The organism is Neobacillus sp. MER 74, from assembly GCF_023714155.1.
In genome coordinates this window covers 784,626-806,932 of record NZ_JAMAUV010000001.1, presented here as the reverse complement: position 1 = coordinate 806,932, position 22,307 = coordinate 784,626, and the positions used below count along the sequence as shown (strand labels likewise).

19 protein-coding genes and 1 pseudogene are annotated in these 22,307 nt (G+C 37.8%); 14 read left to right on the top strand and 6 right to left on the bottom strand.

The genetic code is table 11. The features are described 5' to 3' along the window. Positions 1 to 39: 39 nt before the first annotated feature. From gndA to M3610_RS03960, 6 genes are all read left to right on the top strand, one after another. Complete coding sequence (gene gndA / locus M3610_RS03985; protein WP_251456679.1) at positions 40 to 1,452, top strand: NADP-dependent phosphogluconate dehydrogenase; 1,413 nt, start codon at positions 40 to 42, stop codon at positions 1,450 to 1,452. A 250-nt stretch (positions 1,453 to 1,702) separates the two neighbouring features. Beyond that, the gene (locus tag M3610_RS03980; RefSeq protein WP_251456677.1) at positions 1,703 to 2,638 is read left to right on the top strand and encodes an AraC family transcriptional regulator; all 936 of its coding nucleotides are present in this window, start codon (positions 1,703 to 1,705) and stop codon (positions 2,636 to 2,638) included. After that, a complete protein-coding gene (locus M3610_RS03975) occupies positions 2,639 to 3,526 on the top strand; it encodes a sugar phosphate isomerase/epimerase family protein (RefSeq protein WP_251456675.1) in 888 nt (295 codons plus the stop codon). A gap of 2 nt (positions 3,527 to 3,528) precedes the next feature. Beyond that, positions 3,529 to 4,689, top strand: coding sequence for a Gfo/Idh/MocA family protein (locus M3610_RS03970; RefSeq protein WP_180230000.1), 1,161 nt, complete (start codon positions 3,529 to 3,531; stop codon positions 4,687 to 4,689). A gap of 68 nt (positions 4,690 to 4,757) precedes the next feature. Further along, entirely contained in the window at positions 4,758 to 5,762 is a 1,005-nt protein-coding gene (locus M3610_RS03965) for a Gfo/Idh/MocA family protein (RefSeq protein WP_251456673.1), read from the top strand. A gap of 2 nt (positions 5,763 to 5,764) precedes the next feature. Continuing rightward, a complete protein-coding gene (locus M3610_RS03960) occupies positions 5,765 to 6,625 on the top strand; it encodes a sugar phosphate isomerase/epimerase family protein (RefSeq protein WP_251456671.1) in 861 nt (286 codons plus the stop codon). A 128-nt stretch (positions 6,626 to 6,753) separates the two neighbouring features. Here M3610_RS03960 and M3610_RS03955 read toward each other — a convergent pair whose 3' ends face one another. Continuing rightward, complete coding sequence (locus M3610_RS03955; protein WP_311315798.1) at positions 6,754 to 7,722, bottom strand: ROK family protein; 969 nt, start codon at positions 7,720 to 7,722, stop codon at positions 6,754 to 6,756. A 47-nt stretch (positions 7,723 to 7,769) separates the two neighbouring features. Then, a complete protein-coding gene (locus tag M3610_RS28310) occupies positions 7,770 to 7,934 on the bottom strand; it encodes a hypothetical protein (RefSeq protein ID WP_311315797.1) in 165 nt (54 codons plus the stop codon). A gap of 240 nt (positions 7,935 to 8,174) precedes the next feature. Here M3610_RS28310 and M3610_RS03950 point away from each other — a divergent pair, with 240 nt between their 5' ends. The 6 genes and pseudogenes from M3610_RS03950 to larC all read left to right on the top strand — a co-directional run bounded on the left by M3610_RS03950 (position 8,175) and on the right by larC (position 15,038). Further along, on the top strand, positions 8,175 to 9,443 hold the full coding sequence (locus M3610_RS03950) for a nickel pincer cofactor-dependent isomerase, group 22 (RefSeq protein ID WP_251456669.1): 1,269 nt from the start codon (positions 8,175 to 8,177) through the stop codon (positions 9,441 to 9,443). A 22-nt stretch (positions 9,444 to 9,465) separates the two neighbouring features. Next, positions 9,466 to 10,236 (top strand): SDR family oxidoreductase, encoded by a 771-nt coding sequence (locus tag M3610_RS03945; protein WP_251456667.1) that lies wholly within the window; start codon positions 9,466 to 9,468, stop codon positions 10,234 to 10,236. Positions 10,237 to 10,324: 88 nt separating this feature from the next. Beyond that, positions 10,325 to 11,125, top strand: coding sequence for an ATP-dependent sacrificial sulfur transferase LarE (gene larE, locus M3610_RS03940; protein ID WP_251456665.1), 801 nt, complete (start codon positions 10,325 to 10,327; stop codon positions 11,123 to 11,125). A gap of 145 nt (positions 11,126 to 11,270) precedes the next feature. Next, positions 11,271 to 12,743 carry a gluconokinase gene (locus tag M3610_RS03935; protein ID WP_251456663.1) on the top strand — a complete coding sequence of 491 codons (1,473 nt, stop codon included), beginning with the start codon at positions 11,271 to 11,273 and terminating at the stop codon, positions 12,741 to 12,743. A gap of 25 nt (positions 12,744 to 12,768) precedes the next feature. Then, positions 12,769 to 13,524: a nickel pincer cofactor biosynthesis protein LarB gene (larB, locus tag M3610_RS03930; RefSeq protein ID WP_251456661.1), complete on the top strand. Its 756-nt coding sequence runs from the start codon at positions 12,769 to 12,771 to the stop codon at positions 13,522 to 13,524. A gap of 44 nt (positions 13,525 to 13,568) precedes the next feature. Beyond that, positions 13,569 to 15,038, top strand: a pseudogene (larC, locus tag M3610_RS03925) (nickel pincer cofactor biosynthesis protein LarC). A gap of 95 nt (positions 15,039 to 15,133) precedes the next feature. Here larC and M3610_RS03920 read toward each other — a convergent pair. The 4 genes from M3610_RS03920 to M3610_RS03905 all read right to left on the bottom strand — a co-directional run bounded on the left by M3610_RS03920 (position 15,134) and on the right by M3610_RS03905 (position 20,386). Further along, a complete protein-coding gene (locus M3610_RS03920) occupies positions 15,134 to 15,415 on the bottom strand; it encodes a hypothetical protein (protein ID WP_251456659.1) in 282 nt (93 codons plus the stop codon). 7 nt (positions 15,416 to 15,422) lie between these two features. Then, positions 15,423 to 16,703: an ArsB/NhaD family transporter gene (locus M3610_RS03915; RefSeq protein WP_251456657.1), complete on the bottom strand. Its 1,281-nt coding sequence runs from the start codon at positions 16,701 to 16,703 to the stop codon at positions 15,423 to 15,425. 153 nt (positions 16,704 to 16,856) lie between these two features. Beyond that, complete coding sequence (locus M3610_RS03910; protein WP_251456655.1) at positions 16,857 to 17,972, bottom strand: metallophosphoesterase; 1,116 nt, start codon at positions 17,970 to 17,972, stop codon at positions 16,857 to 16,859. A gap of 215 nt (positions 17,973 to 18,187) precedes the next feature. Then, positions 18,188 to 20,386: an MMPL family transporter gene (locus M3610_RS03905; RefSeq protein ID WP_311315796.1), complete on the bottom strand. Its 2,199-nt coding sequence runs from the start codon at positions 20,384 to 20,386 to the stop codon at positions 18,188 to 18,190. Positions 20,387 to 20,551: 165 nt separating this feature from the next. Here M3610_RS03905 and M3610_RS03900 point away from each other — a divergent pair, with 165 nt between their 5' ends. Continuing rightward, positions 20,552 to 21,493, top strand: coding sequence for a DNA-binding transcriptional repressor DeoR (locus M3610_RS03900; RefSeq protein ID WP_251456653.1), 942 nt, complete (start codon positions 20,552 to 20,554; stop codon positions 21,491 to 21,493). A gap of 139 nt (positions 21,494 to 21,632) precedes the next feature. Further along, a complete protein-coding gene (gene deoC / locus M3610_RS03895; RefSeq protein ID WP_251456651.1) occupies positions 21,633 to 22,307 on the top strand; it encodes a deoxyribose-phosphate aldolase in 675 nt (224 codons plus the stop codon).

Here is a 22,307-nt window from a genome sequence, read left to right as displayed (position 1 = left end):
TTATCTAAATAGGATTATTAAATAAGAAAGAGGGATTGTATGTCTAAACAACAAATTGGTGTAATTGGTTTAGCCGTTATGGGTAAAAACCTTGCCCTAAATATCGAAAGCCGCGGTAATTCTGTCGCTGTTTTTAATCGTTCTTATGAAAAAACAGAAGAATTCTTAAAGAATGAGGCAGAAGGAAAAAACTTTGTAGGTGCTCGGACCGTTGAAGAATTCGTTAATTCTTTAGAAAAGCCTCGCAAAATTTTATTAATGGTTAAAGCAGGTACTGCAACGGATGCGACAATTGACTCCTTGAAGCCGTATCTTGAAGAAGGCGATATCCTAATTGATGGTGGGAATACATTCTTCCAAGATACAATCAGACGTAATAAGGAACTAGAGACAGCAGGGTTCCATTTCATCGGAACTGGCGTTTCAGGTGGAGAAGAAGGCGCATTAAAAGGTCCTTCTATCATGCCAGGCGGTAAAGAAGAAGCTTATAACCTTGTTAAACCTATCTTAGAAGCCATTTCTGCAAAAGTAGAGGGCGATCCTTGCTGTACGTATATTGGTCCGAATGGTGCGGGTCACTATGTGAAAATGGTTCATAACGGAATTGAGTATGGAGATATGCAGTTAATCTGTGAAGCTTATTTTATTTTGAAAAATGTCCTTGGTTTAGATGCAAAAGAGCTTCATGAGGTCTTTGCTGAATGGAATAAAGGCGAATTAGACAGCTACTTGATTGAAATTACGGCTGATATCTTTACAAAAGTGGATGAAGAAACTGGTAAACCAATGGTAGATTTAATCCTCGATACAGCTGGTCAAAAGGGCACTGGTAAATGGACAAGCCAAAATGCTTTAGACTTAGGTGTTCCACTTCCAATTATCACTGAATCTGTATTTGCCCGCTTTATTTCGGCAATGAAGGATGAGCGTGTTAAGGCAAGTCAGGTTCTTAATGGACCAGAAGTTAAGGCTTTTGAAGGCAATAAAGAAGAATTAATCGAAGCAGTTCGTAAGGCGTTATATATGAGTAAAATTGTTTCTTATGCACAAGGTTTTGCACAAATGCGTGCTGCATCAGAAGAATACGATTGGAATCTTCGTTACGGAGATATCGCAATGATTTTCCGCGGCGGCTGTATCATTCGTGCGCAATTCTTACAAAAAATCAAAGATGCCTATGATCGTGATCCTGAATTAAGAAACCTATTACTAGATCCTTATTTTAAAGAAATCGTTGAGAACTATCAGCAGCCATTACGTCAAGTTCTTGCTGTGGCGATCGAACGTGGAATCCCTGTCCCATCCTTTGCAAGTGCAATTGCTTATTATGACAGCTATCGTACTGAAACTCTTCCAGCCAATTTGTTGCAAGCACAACGTGACTACTTTGGTGCTCACACTTATCAACGTGTTGATAAAGAAGGAGTTTTCCATACAAACTGGATGGAATAAGAAAGATTGGAATTGTATAGAAGAATGAATTTTTCCTTCTACAGAGACAAAACTAGCATTAAAGCTGGGATTGTCTCTTTTTTTTGCAATAAATTGACTGAGGTTTCTACTATCAGAGCAATACCAGTCAAAAAATATTCGAATTTGGGCATTTTTAGAGAATGTTTTTTGAGTTAGTTTGCAATAAAATATAAGTATGTTCAGTAAACGAATTAATATTGTTAGCGCTTACCTGAAAGGTGTGAGAGTAATGGATAAGGGGAATTCCTCTTCTAATAAAATAAAAGTCACAGAGGATTGGATTAATGCCTTCTACCGTATGCAGGGAGTAGAGTCCTATATATTTAATTTTCACTCACATCAAGAATATGAAATTTATTTTTTCCATTCAGGTGATTGTAAGTATTTAATCCACAATCGGATTTATGAATTACAGCCTGGTGATATTATACTTTTGGATGGCATGACCCTGCATAAAGCGAACCCGCAAATGGGGAGTACCTATACTCGAAGCATGCTTCATTTTTCTCCGATCTGGCTCCAGGAGATATTGCCTGTGCTGGGATTGCCCAATTTATTGGACCCTTTTCAAAAGCTTAACAATTATTTGATTCGAACGGGGTATGATGAATCAGGACATTTTGTTGATGGACAGATCAAGCAGATTGCAGGCTCACTGGCCCAATTGGATGAAGAGATGCAGCGAACAGGGGAAAGAAACCAATTCTTAGAAGCAGAAGTGAAGCTGGAGTTAATTCATTTGCTGCTTAGGATTTATAAAATGAGTCAAAATGAATTGGCCCATGTAACAAGTAGAAAGTCTGAAAAAGAACTCCATGCTGAAGAAATTGCCTCTTGGATTAATAATCACTATAGCGAAAAAGTTAGTTTGGATCGATTGGCAGCGGAGTTGAATCTTAGTAAGTACTATACTTCCCATGTTTTTAAGGAAGTCACCGGCTTTACTGTGATGGAATATGTGATGGGCTGCCGGCTTAACCAGGTGAAATATTTATTGGAAATTGAACCTGATCTAAAGTTAACTGAGGTATCACAGGCTACGGGCTTCGAGAGTGTCGCTCATTTTAGCCGGTATTTTAAAGAGAAGGTGGGCATGACACCTTCAAGTTATCAGAAAACAAAAATAAGTAGAACCAATCCTGTTAAAAAGGAGGACAAAACATAAATGAATCAAGACTTAATGATTTCAGGATTTTCAGATGAAATATCATCTGATTTTGATACCCAGCTTGAGGTTGTATCAAATTTAGGAATGAAATATATATCACTTCGTGGTATTGATGGGAAAAATATTGGTGATTTTACTGTTGATGAAATAAACGAAAATGTCCTGCCCAGGCTTCAAAAGGGCGGAATTTGCGTTTCTTCTATAGGCTCGCCAATTGGAAAGGTATTCATCAATGATGAAGAGGGTTTTGATAAGCAAAAGCAAATGTTGGACACGCTTTGCCAAATTAGCAATTTGCTAGATTGTAAATATATGCGAATCTTCAGCTTCTATATTCCTAAGGGTGAAGATGCAGATCAATTTCGTAGTCAAGTTGTTAGCAAGTTAAAGGAATTTGCTGCCATAGCAGAAAAATACAATGTGATTTTGCTGCATGAAAATGAAAAGGATATCTTTGGTGATATCGCGAGACGCTGTCATGAGATTTTAACAGAAGTAGGTTCCCCTTACTTTAAAGGGATTTTCGACTTCGCTAATTTCGTACAGTGCGGTGAGGATACACAAGAGTGTCACGATCTCTTAAAAGATGAGATTGTTTATATACACATAAAGGATGCTGTAACACAGACAAGTCAAAACGTTGTATGTGGAACTGGCGATGGCAAAATACCGCAAGTTTTAGCCCAGTTTATTAAGAACGGCTACAAAGGATTTTTAACTCTTGAGCCACATCTTGTTCTCTTTGATTCTTTAAAGGATTTAGAGCTTGAAGATGCAACTGAAATCATTAAGGACAACAAAGGGCTGGATGGTGCCGGCGGCTACAAGTTTCAATATGAAGCACTTCTAGACATTCTTAAAGAAATCGAAAGCGAGGGAATTTAATTATGGCAGATGTAAGATTAGGGATTATTGGATTAGGTGCAGAAGGTGGTATGTACGCTAATTTCATTTCTGAAGGAAAAGTTAAAAACATGGTGATTGGTGCGATTTGTGATAATGATCCTGCTAAAAAACAAGTAGCGGAAGAGAAGTATCCTGGTGTTCCTTTCTACGATAATTATATCGATATGCTTGAAAGTGGTGATGTTGATGCAGTCGTTACAACTGTTCCACATTATCTACATCCTGAAATGGGAATTGAATCACTAAAAAGAAACATTCATGCATTAGTGGAAAAACCAGCTGGTGTTTATACAAAACAAGTGAAAGAGTTAAACGATTTTGCAGCATCCAAGCCTGAACTTAGGTTTGCCATTTTCTTTAACCAGCGTACAAATCCACTTTATAAAAAAGTAAAAGAACTTATTGATAATGGTGAGATTGGCAGCATCCGCAATACCAACTGGATTATTACTACCTGGTGGAGACCTCAAGGGTACTACAATCAAAGTGAATGGAGAGCAACTTGGGGTGGAGAAGGCGGTGGTGTCCTTGTAAACCAAGCACCACACCAAATTGACTTGCTTCAATGGATTTGCGGCATGCCGAAAAAGGTTTATGCAAAAGTAAATTATGGCTATCAAAGAGATATTGTGGTTGAGGACGATGTGACTGCAGTATTTGATTATGGAAATGGTGCTACTGGTGTATTCGTAACTCGTACACACGATGTAATGGGAACTGACCGTTTAGAAATCCTGGGAGATAAAGGAAAAATCGTGGTAGATGATAGTAAGAAAGTAACCATTAAGCGCCTGAAACAATCTGAGAATGAAATGAGCAATTCCATGGATATGTCAGATGTTATGAAGCTGTTTATGGGCGGCGGTGCAGGTGACATTTTCACTGAGGAAGTACTTGATTTTGGTAATGTTTGGGGCGAACAGCACATTGCTGTCTTAGAAGACTTTGCTTCTTCAATTGTAGAAGGTACCCCATTATTAGCTCCTGGCAGCGATGGAATTAATGGTGTTAGACTTGCAAATGCGATGCACCTGTCAAGCTGGTTAGGCAAGGAAATAGAAGTACCATTTGATGAAGATTTATTCCTAGAAGAATTAAATAAACGGATTGCTGAAGAAGGAAAATACCCGGTTAGAAAGTAATCGAACATTTGAAACGAACTCGGGTGCAAATACGCTCCCGGGTTCGTTTCAAAAAAGGGGAGGAGCAAATGCTAAAAGTTGCGGTAATTGGACTTGGAGATATTTCTAAAATTCATATTCCAGCTATACAAGCTAACCCAAATGCCGAGTTGGCGGCAGTTTGTGATATTAATGAATCATTAAAAGATACCGTACCAGGGGTAAATTTTTATACGGATTATAACGAGATGCTTGAAATAGAAAACCTTGATGTTGTCCATAATTGTCTTCCTCACTATCTACATTATCCTGTAACAAGAGATTGTGTAGATGCGGGAGTTCATGTTTTTCAAGAAAAGCCGTTGGGCTTGAACACTGAGGAAGGAAGGGCACTGGTAAAACTAGAGGAAGGCCATAGTGAAGTTAAAATCGGAGTCTGTTTACAAAACCGTTATAATGAGTCGTTTGAAATGCTTATGGAGATTGTCAAAGGCGGCGAATATGGCAAAGTCACAGGAGTTAAAGGGCTGGTGGCATGGTATAGGCCAAAAGCTTATTATGATGTGAAACCATGGCGTGGAAAAATGGCGTATGCCGGGGGCGGTTCCATGATCAATCAATCCCTTCATACACTGGATTTAATCCAGCTAGTCGGCGGAAAAATAGAATCAATAAGAGGTTCTGTGGACCAATTATTGGATTATGGGATTGAAGTGGAAGATACAGCTTCTGCACATATACTCTTCGAAAACGGTGCAAGAGGATTATATTTTTCAACCAATGCAAATCCTGAGAACTCTAGTGTAGAGCTAGAAGTATATCTTGAAAAGGGCAAATTCATCATTAAAGACAGCATTCTCACAAGGATAAATGATGAGGGAAAAAAGGAAGAATTGATAGAAGATGCTAAGCTGCCTGGCTCGAAATTCTATTATGGTGCCAGCCATGCGAAAACAATTAATCAATTCTATAACTGTATTTTGCTGGGCACTCATGATTATGTTCATGCAAAGGATGCGCTTGTATCTATTCAAATGATTGATGCCATTCGACTATCTTCAGAGACAAAACAAAGTATAAAGATGGAGGGGTAACCATGAAAAAGGGTAAAATCGGCGTGCAAATGATGATGCTTAAAGGCAAAGTCGAAGAACTTGGTGCCTATGAAACAATGAAAAAAGTAAGTGAACTTGGCTATCACGCTGTAGAGGTATCACAAATCCCGATGACAGCTGAGAACGTCGCGGAATTAAGGAGAGCTAGTAACGACTTTGATATCAAAATAGCGGCTCTTTCAGCTGCACTAGAGCCCATGCTTCCTGGCGCGCCTGGTGAGACATTAACTAGTGATTTTGAAAAAATCGTAAATGATTGTAAGACGCTCGATTGTAATTTTTTACGAATCGGAATGCTGCCGTTAACTTGTATGGGTCACAAAGATAGAATCATGGATTTTATTGAAAAAGCAGAAGCGATGGCCCATAGATTAGCTGAACATGGAATTGAATTGTATTATCATACACATCATCTTGAATTCCAAAAATATGATGGTGAATATTTATTGGATATCATTAAAAATAACACAACTAAACTAGGTTTTGAGTTAGATGTTCACTGGATTCAAAGAGCAGGCGTAAACCCTGTTGAGTTTGTTAAACAATACGCTGGACGCATTTCTTTAATTCACCTCAAAGATTACCGAATCGGACAAATGGATTTAAGTGAAGTAGACTTTAAAGATATGGCAAAATTCATGCATATCTTTACGAATACGATTGAATTTGCGGAACTTGGGGAAGGTAACCTTGATATCAAGGCAATTACTGAAGCAGGTCTAGAGAGTGGCGCACAGTATTTCTTGGTGGAACAAGATGATACCTATGGCCGCGATCCATTTGACTGTTTAGAAATTTCAGCAAAACATTTGAGAAAATTAGGATTTACTGTATGGTTTTAAATAAAATGGGTGTCAGGCACTAGGATGGTGTCAGGCACCTTTCTTTTATTTAACAAAAAAACCAATTCACATTTTATTTTCGTGAATTGGTTCTGACTGGTTCAGATTATTGTTACTTTTTGCTTCTTCTATTTATGGGGAAAGCTTTCTTCGCTCAAAGTTAAACATAGCTCTGAAACTCCTAAAAAGTTTTGAAGGGCTAAAGCACAGGCTCCCATAATACATGCCTTTTTGCCAAATTCAGAGATATACAATTCAGAAAAATGGCTAATTGAGGAAGAAAGATGGGTTTTGAGTTTATTGGCGGTATCTGGAAATAAACGAAGTGCTTCACTATTGACCACTAGGATTTCAGGATTATAAAGGTTAATTAAATTATTTAACCCAATCGAAAGAAAATAAAGAAATTGATCTAACTCTTCATTGAAAGCAGAATCATGTTCTTTAATCCGATGCTGGATATCTTCAAAGTTGAAAGCCAAATCTTTTTGTTTCTCAGCCAATTTGATAAATAGGCTCATTTCAGAGGCGTATTGCTCCCAGCATCCTAAATTTCCGCAACTGCAGGGCAGGCCATTTGGAACGACAATCATGTGCCCAATCTCACCTGCATAGCCGTGGTATCCTTTGAATAATACACCATTGATAATGAATCCAATTCCAATTCCAGAATACAAACTAACCGATAATAAGTTGCTACTTTGATGGTGTTTGTACACTTTTTCCGCAATCGAGCATAAGTTGGCATTATTTTCGATGTAAACTTTGACTCCAATTTCATTCTCTAAGTCTTTTTTTAAGTTTTTGTTTTGCCAGCCATGTTGGGGGACATAATCAACCATTTCATTTTTATTGACAATTCCATGGATTCCAATCGCAATTCCAACAATACCGTAATAAGAAGGAGCGAACCTTTGTGTATAACTTTTAATTTGTTCAATTAATAAATCCAGAATGACATCATAAGCTGATACTTGCAGTTCAATTATTTCGGTCTGAACGGAAGTACCGATTAAATCTGATATGGTAAATGTAATTGAATTTTTATCCAAATCGATTCCGAGGACAAAACCTGCCTCACGGTTAACAGAGAGCATGACTGGCCTTCTCCCTAAACTTTTGTGTTCCTGTTGTGTTTCAATAATTAATTTTTTTCTAACAAATCGGATACCTGTACTGAGATTGTAGCTTTATTTAATCCCGTCATTTTTGCTAACTCTGCTCTAGATATCATTTTATGCTCTACAATTTTACTTAAGATTAACGATCTGTTCATTTTTTTGATAAATGCTGCATCTCCTGTGAGCATAAAGAACCTCCTTAGTTTTCTAAAAGGAAAAACTCTTATATTTATTGACGTAAATGGTTCATAATGTTATTATACAGATAATTAGTTTGTTTGGTAAACAAATTAAATAAAAAAACACCTTTTTTTATACTTCTTTTGTAAGGGATTACAAGGGGATTATCATTTATAAAATTTCATAAGTACATGGAATAGGATCGAAAGAGGAAAACTTAATAGGTATAAAAAAGGAGTGAAGCAACTATGGGTATCCTGCAAGAATTATTAAAAGATATTCCAGTTCCTAAAATGGCAAAGGTCAAAGTGAACTTTGATAACAAAAAAATTGATGACCTTGGTTCAACCTTGATGACACAATTACAACGAGTAGAAATTCAGGAAAAGGTTAAGCCTGGGATGGAAATTGCCATTGCTGTTGGCAGCAGGGGGCTCGACCGCCTCGTTGAAATGACCGAAGTAACAGTAAGATTTTTAAAAGATTTGGGGGCCAAACCTTTCATAGTGCCAAGTATGGGGAGCCACGGGGGTGCGACAGCGGAGGGACAGCGCGAAGTTTTAGCACATCTTGGGGTAACCGAAGAAAGTGTCGGCTGTGAGATTCGTTCTTCAATGGAAGTAGTAAAGATTAGTGAGCTGCCGAATGGATTGCCTATTTATGTGGATAAATTTGCTTCAGAGGCAGATGGAATTGTGGTCATTAACCGTATCAAACCACACACAGCTTTTCGTGGTCCTGTTGAAAGTGGAATGATGAAGATGATCAGTATTGGATTAGGAAAGCAAAAAGGGGCAGAAGCTTGCCATCAAATGGGATTTAAGTATATGGCAGAAAATGTTCCTGCCATGGCGAAGATCATCATGGAAAAGACCCCCTTCCTGTTTGGGGTTGCATCCGTTGAAAATGCATTTGATAAAGTAGCCATCATTGAAGTACTTACGACAGAAGAGATTATAGATAAAGAACCTGAGCTTCAAAAGCAAGCAAAAGAGTTATTGCCAAAGCTTTTCTTTGATCAATTGGATGTCCTTGTCATTGATGAAATTGGCAAAAACATTAGTGGAGATGGAATGGATCCTAATATTACCGGACGTTATCCAACTCCATATGCTTCTGGTGGACCGGATGTTAACAAAATGGTGGTCCTCGATGTAACCCATCAATCGGAGGGTAATGCAAATGGGGTAGGAACGGCAGACTTTACGACGCAACGGCTTGTAGACAAGATGGATAAAGAAGGAACCTATGCGAATGGTTTAACTTCAACCGTTGTTGCTCCAACTAAAATTGCTACGACCTTACCGAATGATAAACAAGCATTCCAAGCAGCAATTAAAACATGTAATATTCTTGATTTTTCGAACGTTAAATTAGTACGCATAAAAAATACATTAGTATTAAGTGAAATTGAAGTATCGGAGCCTTTACTAGATTACGTGAGGCAGCATCCTAATATGGAACAATGTTCTGATCTTTATGACATTCCTTTCAATGAAAGTGGAAATTTATTTTAATAGAAAAAGGGAGAGAGTAATCATGGCACAATTATTTGATTTAAGTGGCAAAGTTGCAGTTGCAATTGGTGGAAATGGTGTTTTGGGGTCAGCAATGGCAAAAGGCTTGGCTTCCCACGGTGCCAAAGTTGCAATTGTAGGACGTAATCTTGAAAAAGCAGAAGAAGTTGCCAAGGAGATTAATGAGAGTGGCGGGGAAGCCAAGGCATTTTCTGCAGATGTTAGTTCAAAGGAGTCTTTAGTTAACGCAGCAAATGAAATTGATCAATGGTCTGGCGGCTGGGACATTCTATTAAATGCCCCGGGTACAAATAGTGCTACACCCTTCTTTGAACTTGGCATGGACGAATGGGACAAAATTATGGATATAAATTTAAAAGGTATTGTGTTAACCTGCCAGATTTTTGCAAAGAAAATGATTGAGCAGGAAAGAAAAGGAAGTATTATTAATATCTCTTCCGTTTCTTCAACAACCCCATTATCAAGAGTTTTCACATATTCCGTATCAAAAGCTGGCCTTAACAGCGTTACACAATTTTTAGCACGTGAATTTGCACAAAATGGAATTCGTGTCAATGCAATTATTCCAGGATTTTTCCCTGCGGAACAAAACCGAAAAATTTTAGATAAAGAGCGGATTGAATCAATCATGAGACATACTCCAATGAATCGTTTTGGTGAAGCGGAAGAGTTACAAGGTGCTGCGGTTTGGCTTGCTTCTGAAAAAGCGTCGAGTTTTGTAACAGGAACGCTTATAAGAGTAGATGGCGGCTTTGGCAGCATGACAATATAAATCCAAGGTGAACATAATTCTAAAGTCCATTAAATAAATTAACAATGGCTGACTTAAATTAGATATGGGATTGGGGGAGAAACAGACCATGCTAACAGAGAAATACAAAAAATTAAAGTCTATTCTCCGAGAAATGGAATCAGTGGTAGTTGCATTTTCAGGAGGAGTAGACAGTACTTTTTTATTAAAGGCTGCTGTGGATGCCCTAGGGGCTGAGCATGTACTCGCAGTAACAGCAGACTCTGAAAGCTACCCCTCTAGTGAACTAGAAGAGGCAAGAGTTCTTGCAAATCAAATTGGTGTCAGGCACCAAGTGATTGAAACCTCAGAACTTGCTATTCCAGGATATGCGGAAAACAATAAAAATCGATGCTATTTTTGTAAAAGCAGTTTATTTGATCATTTGATTCCAGTCATGGAAGAAAAGGGCTTTCAAAATGTGGTTTATGGTGTCATAGCAGATGATATGAATGAATTTCGACCAGGTATGCAGGCCGCTAAAGAGAAGGGGATACGCGGTCCACTCCTAGAAGCTAATCTGTTTAAACAAGAAATCAGAGAACTCTCGAGAGAATTTGATTTGCCAACTTGGGATAAACCATCATTAGCGTGTCTTTCATCAAGAATTGCCTACGGGGAATATATTACAAAAGAAAAGCTGACGAAGGTAGAAAAAGCCGAAGCTTATTTAAAGTCACTAGCTATCCATCAGGTACGGGTACGAACACATCAGGAGATTGCAAGGATCGAAGTAGAACCTAATGATATGAAGAAGATTCTTGAAAATCATGACTCAATCGTGAAAGCACTTCAAGGATATGGGTACAAATATATCACGTTAGATTTAATTGGATATCAGAGTGGAAGTATGAATAAGGTGCTGTCATAGAGCTTTCTTCTTTGCAAATGTGCTTTAGGAAAGTACTTTTAATAAAAAGGCTTTGGAATAATCCAGAGCCTTTTAATATAACAAATATTAAAATAGCAATAAATAATAATATTACTTATTGTTATGTGAAAAGGAAGAGGAGAACATGTCAAGAGAAGTTGTAATGGGACTTGATATCGGAACAACAAGTGTTAAAGCATGCGTATTTGATCTCCAAGGTAAATTAGTCGCCGAAGCTGAGAGAATGAACACATTCCATTATCCAAAGCAAGGATGGGTCGAACAAAACCCTATTGAGATTGAGCAATCAGCTGTACAAGCAATACATGAGGCAATAGAGAAAGCCAAGATTGAAAAAAATGATTTGATTTCTATTGGATTATCATCCGCCATGCATTCCCTTATTTGTGTGGATGATAATGGCACTCCTATATCTCCAGCCTTAATTTGGGCGGATGGAAGAAGTTATCTACAAGCAGAATCAGTGATCGAAACAATGGGAAATGAGGTGTATTCAGACACAGGTACACCGGTTCATCCCATGACGCCATTTGTTAAGTTATTATGGATGAAAGAAACGAAATATGAACCTTACGTTCAAGCGAAATACTTTATGTCAATTAAGGAGTATTTACTTCAATGCTGGTATAATCAAAGGGTTATAGATTATTCAATGGCATCTGCGACAGGGTTATTTAATCCTGACACACATACGTGGAATCAAACATTATTATCCCTAACGGGTATTCATGAAAATCAGCTTTCTAGAATTGTCCCCCCAACCGAGATTTTAACAGGGATTAATCCTCTAAAAGCGGATGAAATGGGGATTGATTCTGACCTTCCTTTTGTCATCGGTGCTGCGGATGGCCAATTGGCTAACTTGGGAATTGGAGCGATTCTCCCTGGTGAAGTGGCGGTTTCAGTTGGGACTAGCGGGGCCATTCGGCAATTCACAAGTGGAGTTAAAATGAGCGAAAATCAAGAAAACTTTTGTTATTCTTTTACAAAGGATTTTTCTATCATTGGAGGTCCTACCAATAATGGCGGGAATGCACTACAATGGTTAAAAGACCTTTTGAATGATCCTAGAGACTTCGCTGATTTCCTTGCAGATGCAGAAAAGGTGCCGCTTGGTGCCGATGGAATCATCTTTCACCCCTATCTAAATGGCGAAAGAGCACCACTTTGGAATCAACGGGCAAAAGGGAATTTCTTTGGATTATCTGTTACGCATAAAAGAGAACATTTTATTCGAGCGGTTCTAGAGGGGATTACTTTTAACCTCTTTCAAATTGGCAAAACTTTAGAGAGTTTAGCAGGGAAACATCAAAAGATTTATGTTAATGGTGGTTTATCCAGATCTCCATTGTGGCTGCAAATGATAGCAGATGTATTCGAGGCGGAAATTTATGTGCCGGAGAGCCACCACAGTGCAGCATGGGGAGCAGCCTGGACAGCATTAGTGGCCATTGATAAAGTTCATTCCTTTGAAGAGATTAAAAGGAATATCCCAATGGGTAAGGCAATCGTTCCTAATAAAGAGAATAGTGAAAAATATAGACTTATTTATGAGAAATATGAAAAGCTGGCAAGTGGAATGTCTAAACATTTTTGAGTTTATATAAATAGGGGGGAAATGAATGCTTGAAGAAATTTTACAGCAGGTTCAAAGAGGAACCCTAAGTGTCAAAGAAGCAAAAGAGAAACTAGCTACATTTGAGAATTTGGGTTTTGCTAAAGTTGACCATCATCGTAAGAAACGTCAAGGCTTCCCAGAGGTCGTATACGGTGAAGGGAAAACGACTGAACAAATTATTTCGATTATCCAAGTGTTGAGAGCTCGAAATAACCAAGTGCTCGTCACGCGTATTAACAAGGAAAAGGCAGAAATTGTCCAACGGTCTTGCCCTGAATTTATTTACAAAGAAGTAGCACAAATTCTTTTTTGGAAAGAGGACAAATTGTTTGAAGGAGAGTCACAAGGATATATTGCCGTAATTTGTGCAGGTACATCGGATTTACGTGTTGCCGAAGAAGCCGCGGTTACTGCCGAAGTATTAGGCAGCAAAGTTCATCGTATCTATGATGTAGGTGTTGCTGGAATTCATCGCTTGCTAAGTCATGCTGAGGAAATTCAAAATGCCACAGTCTCTGTTGTTGTTGCGGGTATGGAAGGGGCACTTCCAAGTGTAGTTGGCGGACTCGTTTCTCATCCGGTTATAGCTGTGCCAACGAGTGTCGGGTATGGAGCAAATTTTAATGGATTATCTGCCTTATTAACGATGTTGAATTCATGTGCATCAGGGATTAGTGTTGTGAATATTGATAATGGGTTTGGCGGGGGATATAACGCCGTATTAATTGATCAACTTGCACAAAAAGGGGCCGGGAAATAGTGAGAACACTTTATTTTGATTGTTTTTCAGGTATTAGCGGAGATATGGTCATTGGAGCTTTGATTGATGCGGGTGCAGATCCGAATCGTTTAGTAGAAGAATTAAAAAAACTTCATATTGATGATGAGTATATGTTGAAATGGACAAAGTTAGTGAAAAATGGGATTACAAGTACTAAATTTGATGTGATGTTGAAGAATGTTCATTCCCATCACCATGCACATGATCACGATCACGAACTTGATCACGAACACATCCATGCCCACGATCACGAACACGAACATGATCACGAACACAATCATGACCATGAACACGAACATGGACACAGTCACGTACATAACCATGAACATGAACATGGACACAGTCACGAACACATCCATGCGCACGAGGATGAGCATCATCATGACCACCATAATCATAGCCATGGAAATGGCCAGCATTCTCATCATGATCATGAACACCGGGCTTATAAAGACATTGTTGCTTTAATTGAGGGGGCAGGTTTTGTTGAGCCTGTGAAAAATACAGCATTAAAAATCTTTAAAAGAATTGGTGAAGCGGAAGGACATATCCATGGAATTCCCTTGGAGAAGGTCCATTTTCACGAAGTTGGGGCAGTAGATTCGATTATTGACATTATCGGTGCAGCTATCTTAATTCATCAATTAGAAATAGATGTTATTAAATCCTCGTCCATTCCTGTGGGAACAGGTCGTATCCATATTGATCATGGTATTTATCCTGTACCTGCACCGGCCACTCTTGAAATTTTAAAAGGTGTACCAATTGAACAATCTGACATTCGCTTCGAGCTCACCACTCCAACGGGAGCAGCAATTGTGGCTGTCTTGGCAGAAGAATTTTGCCCGATACCATCCATGAAGATTACATCCATTGGTTATGGTGCTGGAACGAAGACCTTTAAAAATCATCCCAATGTGCTTCGTGTCGTCATTGGAGAAGACTAAAAGGAAACTTTAAGCTGACGTTCTTTTTCTATATTTATTTTTCGTTACGAAAGGAAAGGAAATGATTTAATGGTCTCTCAACTTCCTCCCAGTAATGAGCATCTTGATAATCAGATGGTTAAAATGGAAGTCAATCTCGATGATATTACTGGAGAATGGCTTGGCTATGTAATGGACATGCTGTTTGAGGCTGGCGCTAATGATGTCTTCTATACCCCGATATATATGAAAAAAAATAGACCAGGCGTATTACTTCAACTACTTTGTTCAGAGAAACATATAAATAAAATGAAAGAAATTCTTTTTAAGGAAACTACCACACTAGGAATACGCTACTATCCTTTAACCGTACACCGGTTAGAAAGAAAGTTTAGGAAAGTTACTACTATGTGGGGTCCTGTGACAGTAAAAGAAGGATTGTATAATGGACAAATTGTGCAATGTGCTCCGGAGTTTGAAGAATGTAAAAGCATTGCACGACTTCATGACATTCCCGTGAAAAAGGTTTACGAAATGGTTTGGAAGGCTTTAGGAAGAGAAGAATAAGACCGAAGTCTCACCTCATATTAAGCAAGATTCGTAGCTAATAATAGATTTGGAGTATAAAAATGGCTGCCATACAGAATAATGGCAGCCACTTTTTAAACCCATTTAATCTTTTCCACTATTTGTTGCTTAAACAACTGAATGATAAATTCATTATAAAAGTCTTTTCTAACGATTATTTGAAACCTATTATTCGGATGAATATAAAAATGGATATCAGTTAGGATGTTGTTTGTATCAAAATACTCACGAATTTCTTCGATTTTTTTCTTCCATTTGTTATCAACAAAAGTAAGGGTAAATTCAAAATCTTCGCCGTTAGGGGTTTCCTTTAGCTCGAGAAACTGTTCGTTATATTTATACTCTACTTTCATCATAACCCTCCTAAATGAGATATCTTAAATATATGTAAACCGTACAAATAATAATGGATAAAATCATTAATGGAAAAGCAATCAACATGAACTTTCCAAATGTAATCGGATAGCCTTCCTTCGCAGCAAGACCCGCCACAATCACATTGGCACTTGCGCCAATTAATGTACCATTTCCACCTAGACATGCCCCTAAAGATAAACTCCACCAAAGAGGTTCTAAATTAGTAACGCCAAGTTCCCCCATATCTTTGATCATTGGAATCATGGTGGCAACAAACGGAATGTTATCAATAAAAGCTGAGGCAATCGCGCTAACCCAGAGAATTAATATTGATGTGGATGTAACATCCCCTCCAGTTAGGTGTACAGAGTAATCTGCTAATAACGAAATTACCCCTGTCTCTATCAACCCTGATACCAATACAAAAAGGCCGATAAAGAAGAATATAGTTGTCCATTCTACTTTTAAAAATGCTTTATCTAAATACTTTTCTCCAGTTAATAGAAGCAGGAGGAAAGCACCAGCTAACGCGACGGTAGCAGATTCAATATGAAAAAGCTGATGCAGGAAAAACCCAAAAATCGTTAGCGAGAGAGCAGTTAACGATTTAACTAGTAACTTGGTATCTGTTATTTCTTCCTTTTCATCTAGGTCCATTAAATTGGCCTTTAAGTCATCTGTTGTTCGGAGCTGTTTCCGATAAATAAATGCTAGGATCGCAATATTAACAAATAGAATAAAGAATGATATCGCTGTTAGATTATTAATAAAGGCCATAAAGGTAAGTTCTTTTACGGCGCTGCCGAGCATGATATTCGGAGGGTCGCCAATCAGTGTAGAGGTACCGCCTATATTCGAGGCAATTACTTCGGTTATTAAAAAGGGAATCGGATTAACCCGTAATTGTCTCGTGATACTGAAAGTAACTGGAACCATTAATAGTACCGTTGTTACATTATCTAAAAAGGCTGACCCCAAGGCTGTAATAATTCCGAGCACCAACAATATTTTTAATGGATCACCTTTCACTTTTTTTGCTGACCAAATCGCTATGTATTTGAACAATCCAGTCTCAGAAGTGATCGCAACAATGATCATCATACCGGTCAATAATCCGAGTGTATTGAAGTCGATATGGTGAAGCGCCTTTTCCTGCCCGACAATTCCTAGTAATACCATCATAATTCCGCCGCACATGGCAATGATCGTTCGATGAATCTTTTCAGTGACGATAAAGGCATAGGTAATTAAAAATACACCAAGTGCGATTAATGCTTGAGTTGACATGTAATAACCTCTTCTCCCAAGTTTTTAAATGGTTCCATTTAAAAAATGACAAAAAGGAGCCTGTGTGACAGACTCCCCCAAATAAAATCACCATTTATATTTTTAACTTTATTTTAATTAACTAAACTTTGAATGTAAAGAAAGTTTTAATTATTAAAGCCCTAATTTATTAATAAAATCAACAGTTTCCTGATGCTCTGGGTTAACTAACTGATAAAGACGTTTATCTCTCTTAACGAGGGATGTCCCAGCATCATTAACAATGGGTCTTGTGAAGGAAGTCCCTTTTAATATGCCCCATTGGCCATTTGTTTTTTTTAATCTGAGATCAATAATTCCAAGATGATTTCCAAAGGCCCCTGCCATTACAACAGGTTTACCATTAATTTGTCCCGTTTCGATGTTAGTATCAGGAGAGTTTTTATACACAGAACTTGGAAAGACATTATGAGAATGCCCTGCCAAAATGACATCGATGCCAGGGATTTTTGATAAATAATAAACAGCATTTTCCGACTCAGCGCTATATGTTCCGTAACTGATTCCTGTATGGGCAAGGGCGACAATAATATCTGCTCCTTTTGATTTCATGATTGGGATAAATTCTTTTGCAGTATCTACCATGGGTTTAGCCATAACTTTACCTTCAAGATTTGCCTTATCCCATTTCATGATTTGTGTCGGCATAAATGCTATTACCCCAATTTTTAGATGATGTTTTCTCCCATTCTGATCAACCACTTTTCTTTTCAAAATAACATACGGAGTAAAGTATGGCTTTTTCTTTTTAACAGAGAAAACATTGGCATTAAGGACGGGCATCTTTGCGCCTTTCACGGCGGCATTTAAGAATTCTAACCCGTAATTAAATTCATGATTACCAATGGCAACGGCATCATAATGTAAATAATTAAAGGCACGATAAACCGGATGAAGTTTTCCCTTACGTATTCCTCGAATTCTCGCTAAATATTCTCCAAGAGGATTTCCCTTCAGATGATCTCCATCGTCAAATAATAAAGAATTTTGTACTTCCTTCCTTGCCTTCTTGATCAGTGTCGCTGTTTTGACGAGGCCAATTCGGTTGTCTACTCTTGTTTGGTAATAGTCATAGTTGACTAAAGATGCGTGCAAATCAGTAGTTTCCAGGATACGTAAATCAACTACACCTGGCAGTGGATGTACAGTTGCAGCCTTAAACGATAAGGCAGGATGAGAGAACTCAAAAAGTGAGAGAATGATAAGGAAAATAAGCGTTTTTTTGTTCAATTAGAATACCTCCTTCATAATCTTGCATTAAAGGTTTTCTTAGTATTCGTTATCTAACTAGAATTATGATAAAGGGACCATAATATAAAATGTGATCAGGCTCACTTAATTGAAAATCATTTTCAATTACAATGGAAATAGAACATCTAAGAGGAATAATGTTAAGAGCTGCTAGTTAGAGTGTGAAATACAAAAAAGTCAGCCTGTATTTTAAATCAGGCTGGCTTTTTGTTAGTCATATGCCGTTTTTTATATTTGATGCCAAAAAACCACCAGTTCCAATCGCCAAGTAGTTTCATGAGAGCTGGAACTAGCACCATCCTCACTATGGTTGCATCAATAAATATTGCTATAGCAATTCCTACACCTAGCTGCTTAACAGGCATAACGCCGGTAAAGGCAAATGCACCCGTGACGACAATCATAATGGCAGCAGCTGAAGTGATAATTTTACTAGTATAAGTCAAACCAGATATAGTCGCTTCACTATTATCTCCAGTTTTTAAGTAAAATTCTTGAATTCTTGAGATAAGGAACACTTCGTAATCCATCGATAGTCCAAAAACAAGAGTAAAAACAAATACAGGTAAAATTAATGCAATATCTACAGGTGTGACACCAAAATGCCCTTGCTGGAAAATCCAGACTAGGATCCCAAAGGTGCAGCTCAGGCTTAAGATATTCATTACAATTGCTTTCAATGGTATAAGAATGGAGCGGAATGCTGCCATTAAAATGACAAAAGTCGAAAGAACAATCAATAAAAGTCCGTCTGGTGCTTTTTGGTAGATTTCAGAAAAAATTTCTTGCTCGAATTTTATCGATCCGCCGAAGGAAGCGTTTAAACCTAGATCCTTATTTGACCAGTCACTTACCCATTGTCTTGCTTTAGCAGAATGTTCATCAGTTTTTAAATATACCTCTAAGAGCATTTTATTATCTCTTATAAAGTATTCGATAATTGGAGATGCCATTGTTGTTTTCCCGGAGGTGAGTATTTGATAAAGCTGGTTTACATCCTTTATTCCAGTTGCTGAAAAGGGTGAATGAACGGTATTCACCAGTTCATCGTTTTCAATGTTTTTAATCACGTTATTCACTTTTTTTAGGTTATTCAAATCAAGAATGTTACCACTTGATTCCAGGATCACGATGACTTTTTTCTCATCTCGCTTTTCTTTAGCAACAAAATGGTCTTTATAGATCTCTAAGGCAGTTCTTGAAGGGTAATTTGGCGGCAGGGATTCTGTACCAGGGATCGCTAAAACCATTTGTTTAACAGGAATCAATCCTGCTAAAAGAATTGCAAGGGCTGCTACTGACATAAGAATAGGTCGTTTCATGACAAATTTAGCAAACTGGTGCCAAAAACTTTTCGTTTGCTTGTCCACAGCGGGTAAAATACTAAATTTATTAATTTTAGTTCCCAAAACACCTAGCAGCGCAGGAAGAAAGGTTAAGGCACATACCGCAGAAATGAACACAACAGTCATTCCACCAAGCGCAACATTCTGAAAAATATCGATTTTGATAAACCACAATGCAGATAGACCAATAAAAACACAAATTCCAGAAAAAATAATCGAACGACCGGCAGTAGAAACTGTTATCTCAAGAGCATCCTTTATAGACTTTGTTTTCACTTCTTCTTTATATCGATTAATAAATAACAAGGCAAAATCAATACTTAACGCTAACCCGATCATCGGAACAATATTTAAAATAAAGATTGTTAAATCAGCACGATAGCTAAAAAAGTAAACAGTTCCCATTGTACATAATATAGAAACTACGCCAATAACAATCGGGAGTGATGCCGCAATAAGACCTCCAAAAGCAAGAATAAGAACCACTAACGCAATTGGCAGACCGATCATTTCCGCTTTTGTTAAATCTTCTTGGCTTGCAGTATTAAGGTCTTGGACAATAATAGGTTCGCCAGTCATTGTGACCTTTTGGCCCTTTTTATTTACTAGTAGAGTCTTTAATTGGCTGATTTCTGCCCCAAGGTTTTCAGCTTTTTTGTTAAAAGTAAGAAGACCATAGGCATATTGTGTTTTCATCATTCCTTCTCGTTCCAAAGGGGAAATAATTTGCTCTGCAGCATCAAAGCCTGCTAAATTTTCAAAATTGTTTAAAATGAATTGTCTGAAATCTTCATCACTAATGGCTTTGTCTTTTTCAAAAACAAGAATAATGGAGGATTTTGCATATCCAAAATCTTGCTCGAGAAGGTTGCGTGTTTTATTATATTCTCCGTTATATTCAAAACCATTTCCACTAAGAACGCTTGGCAGTTTTAATGCAAACAAACCTAATAGTAAAATAATGAGACTCCAACTTACCAGAACCCATTTTCGCTTTTCGTAAATAAGTTCACCTAATTTCTGCACAATATCGTCACCTCTCATCATAATTGTTCCCCATTAAAGACGCCGAAAATTCATGTTCCTCGCTTAGCCTCGTGTGAATAATTGAAATAATATTCATATTGTATTTTACAAATGTTAAATAAAAGTGATATTGTTTCATTTTTTTGTTACAATAAAAGTAAAATAATAAACGATAAGGTGATAATAGTGGATCGTGAAAAGTTAACTAAAGTTATTGAAGCAGCCAAGCTCTATTATCTGTTGGATTATAATCAAAACGAAATTGCCAAGAAACTAGGTGTTTCCCGTCCCACTGTGTCGCGTTTACTCCAACAGGCAAAAAGTGAGGGAATTGTCCAGATTAATATAATGGATCCGACGGAAGATGTTGAGAATCTTGCAGGACAACTTGAAAAAAAATTCAATCTGAAGAAGGCGGTTGTCACTTCAATTCCACAATATGAAGACCATATTATAAAAAATTATCTAGGTGAAAAAGCCGCCATTTATCTAGATCAAATTGTAAAGGATGATGACATAATTGGTGTAACATGGGGAACCACCCTCTACCATATTGCCATTGAATTAAAACAGAAATTTGTTAAAGGGGTAAAAGTTGTCCAACTAAAGGGTGGTGTCAGCCACGCTGAAACAAATACGTATGCATCAGAGATTTTATATCTTTTTGGAAAGGCATTTCATACTACACCACACAATCTTCCTCTTCCAGCGATAGTGGACCATGTCGTTGTAAAACAGGCAATGGAGGCTGATCGTCATATCCGAAAAATCCTTGACCTAGGTTGTCAGGCGAATATTGCTCTATTTACCATCGGAACAATTAAAACAGATTCCTTATTATTTCAATTAGGCTATTTTACAGAGAGTGACTTAGAGTCCCTATATGGAAAAGCTGTGGGTGATATTTGCTCCCGTTTCTTTGATGAAAACGGGGAAGTTTGTAACGAGAGTCTAAATGAAAGAACACTTGGAGTGAATTTAGATGATCTAAAGAAAAAGGATTATTCCATTCTTGTAGCAGGAGGACCCAATAAAATTGAGGGAATATTTGGGGCATTAAAAGGCGGGTATGCAAACGTGCTTGTTACGGACCAGTTTACAGCACAATTCTTGCTAGATAAAAACTAAATATAAACAGAAGGAAAAAAAAGTTTTTTACATTTGTTCATAAATGTATTTACAAATGTTCATATCGTTTGATATAGTTACATTGTGATAATTGACTTAAACATATATATATAATTTCATGATAAGGGAGACGAAGAATATGACACAGAATATAGTAGGAATGATTGACCATACATTATTAAAGGCTGATGCAACAAAAGAAGAAATTGTAAAGCTAGTGGAAGAAGCAAAGGAATATTTATTTGCGTCGGTGTGTGTGAACCCCACTTGGGTTCGAACAGCAGCTGATATGCTTGTTGACACTCCTGAAGTGAAAGTATGTACCGTCATTGGTTTTCCTCTTGGAGCAACTACTCCTGAAACTAAAGCATTTGAAACAAAAAATGCGATTGAAAATGGAGCAGATGAAATCGATATGGTAATTAATATTGGTGCTTTAAAAGATAAGCAAGATGACTTGGTGGAAAGAGATATCCTTGCTGTTGTCGAGGCTGCTAAAGGGAGAGCATTGGTGAAGGTTATCATCGAAACTTGCCTGTTAACAAAAGAAGAAAAAATTAGAGCATGCGAAATTTCTGTAAAAGCTGGGGCAGACTATGTAAAAACATCTACAGGTTTTTCAACAGGCGGAGCCACTGTCGAGGATATTCGCTTGATGCGTCAAACCGTGGGTCCAGAAATTGGTGTGAAAGCTTCAGGTGGGGTTCGCAGCCGTGAAGATGCACTCGCAATGGTTGAAGCAGGCGCGACTAGAATTGGTGCAAGTTCTGGCGTATCAATTAGTAAAGGTGAGCTATCCTTAAGCAATTACTAA

Excerpts from the sequence above, each read along its gene's own strand:
- M3610_RS03935 (WP_251456663.1), top strand. The coding sequence starts at position 11,271 with ATGTCAAGAGAAGTTGTAATGGGACTTGATATCGGAACAACAAGTGTT.
- M3610_RS03955 (WP_311315798.1), bottom strand. The coding sequence starts at position 7,722 with ATGCTCTCTGTTAACCGTGAGGCAGGTTTTGTCCTCGGAATCGATTTG.
- M3610_RS03965 (WP_251456673.1), top strand. The coding sequence starts at position 4,758 with ATGCTAAAAGTTGCGGTAATTGGACTTGGAGATATTTCTAAAATTCAT.
- M3610_RS03945 (WP_251456667.1), top strand. The coding sequence starts at position 9,466 with ATGGCACAATTATTTGATTTAAGTGGCAAAGTTGCAGTTGCAATTGGT.
- M3610_RS03915 (WP_251456657.1), bottom strand. The coding sequence starts at position 16,703 with ATGTCAACTCAAGCATTAATCGCACTTGGTGTATTTTTAATTACCTAT.
- M3610_RS03975 (WP_251456675.1), top strand. The coding sequence starts at position 2,639 with ATGAATCAAGACTTAATGATTTCAGGATTTTCAGATGAAATATCATCT.
- M3610_RS03960 (WP_251456671.1), top strand. The coding sequence starts at position 5,765 with ATGAAAAAGGGTAAAATCGGCGTGCAAATGATGATGCTTAAAGGCAAA.
- M3610_RS03970 (WP_180230000.1), top strand. The coding sequence starts at position 3,529 with ATGGCAGATGTAAGATTAGGGATTATTGGATTAGGTGCAGAAGGTGGT.
- M3610_RS03950 (WP_251456669.1), top strand. The coding sequence starts at position 8,175 with ATGGGTATCCTGCAAGAATTATTAAAAGATATTCCAGTTCCTAAAATG.
- deoC (WP_251456651.1), top strand. The coding sequence starts at position 21,633 with ATGACACAGAATATAGTAGGAATGATTGACCATACATTATTAAAGGCT.
- larE (WP_251456665.1), top strand. The coding sequence starts at position 10,325 with ATGCTAACAGAGAAATACAAAAAATTAAAGTCTATTCTCCGAGAAATG.
- M3610_RS03980 (WP_251456677.1), top strand. The coding sequence starts at position 1,703 with ATGGATAAGGGGAATTCCTCTTCTAATAAAATAAAAGTCACAGAGGAT.
- M3610_RS28310 (WP_311315797.1), bottom strand. The coding sequence starts at position 7,934 with ATGCTCACAGGAGATGCAGCATTTATCAAAAAAATGAACAGATCGTTA.
- M3610_RS03920 (WP_251456659.1), bottom strand. The coding sequence starts at position 15,415 with ATGATGAAAGTAGAGTATAAATATAACGAACAGTTTCTCGAGCTAAAG.
- M3610_RS03905 (WP_311315796.1), bottom strand. The coding sequence starts at position 20,386 with ATGATGAGAGGTGACGATATTGTGCAGAAATTAGGTGAACTTATTTAC.
- larB (WP_251456661.1), top strand. The coding sequence starts at position 12,769 with ATGCTTGAAGAAATTTTACAGCAGGTTCAAAGAGGAACCCTAAGTGTC.
- gndA (WP_251456679.1), top strand. The coding sequence starts at position 40 with ATGTCTAAACAACAAATTGGTGTAATTGGTTTAGCCGTTATGGGTAAA.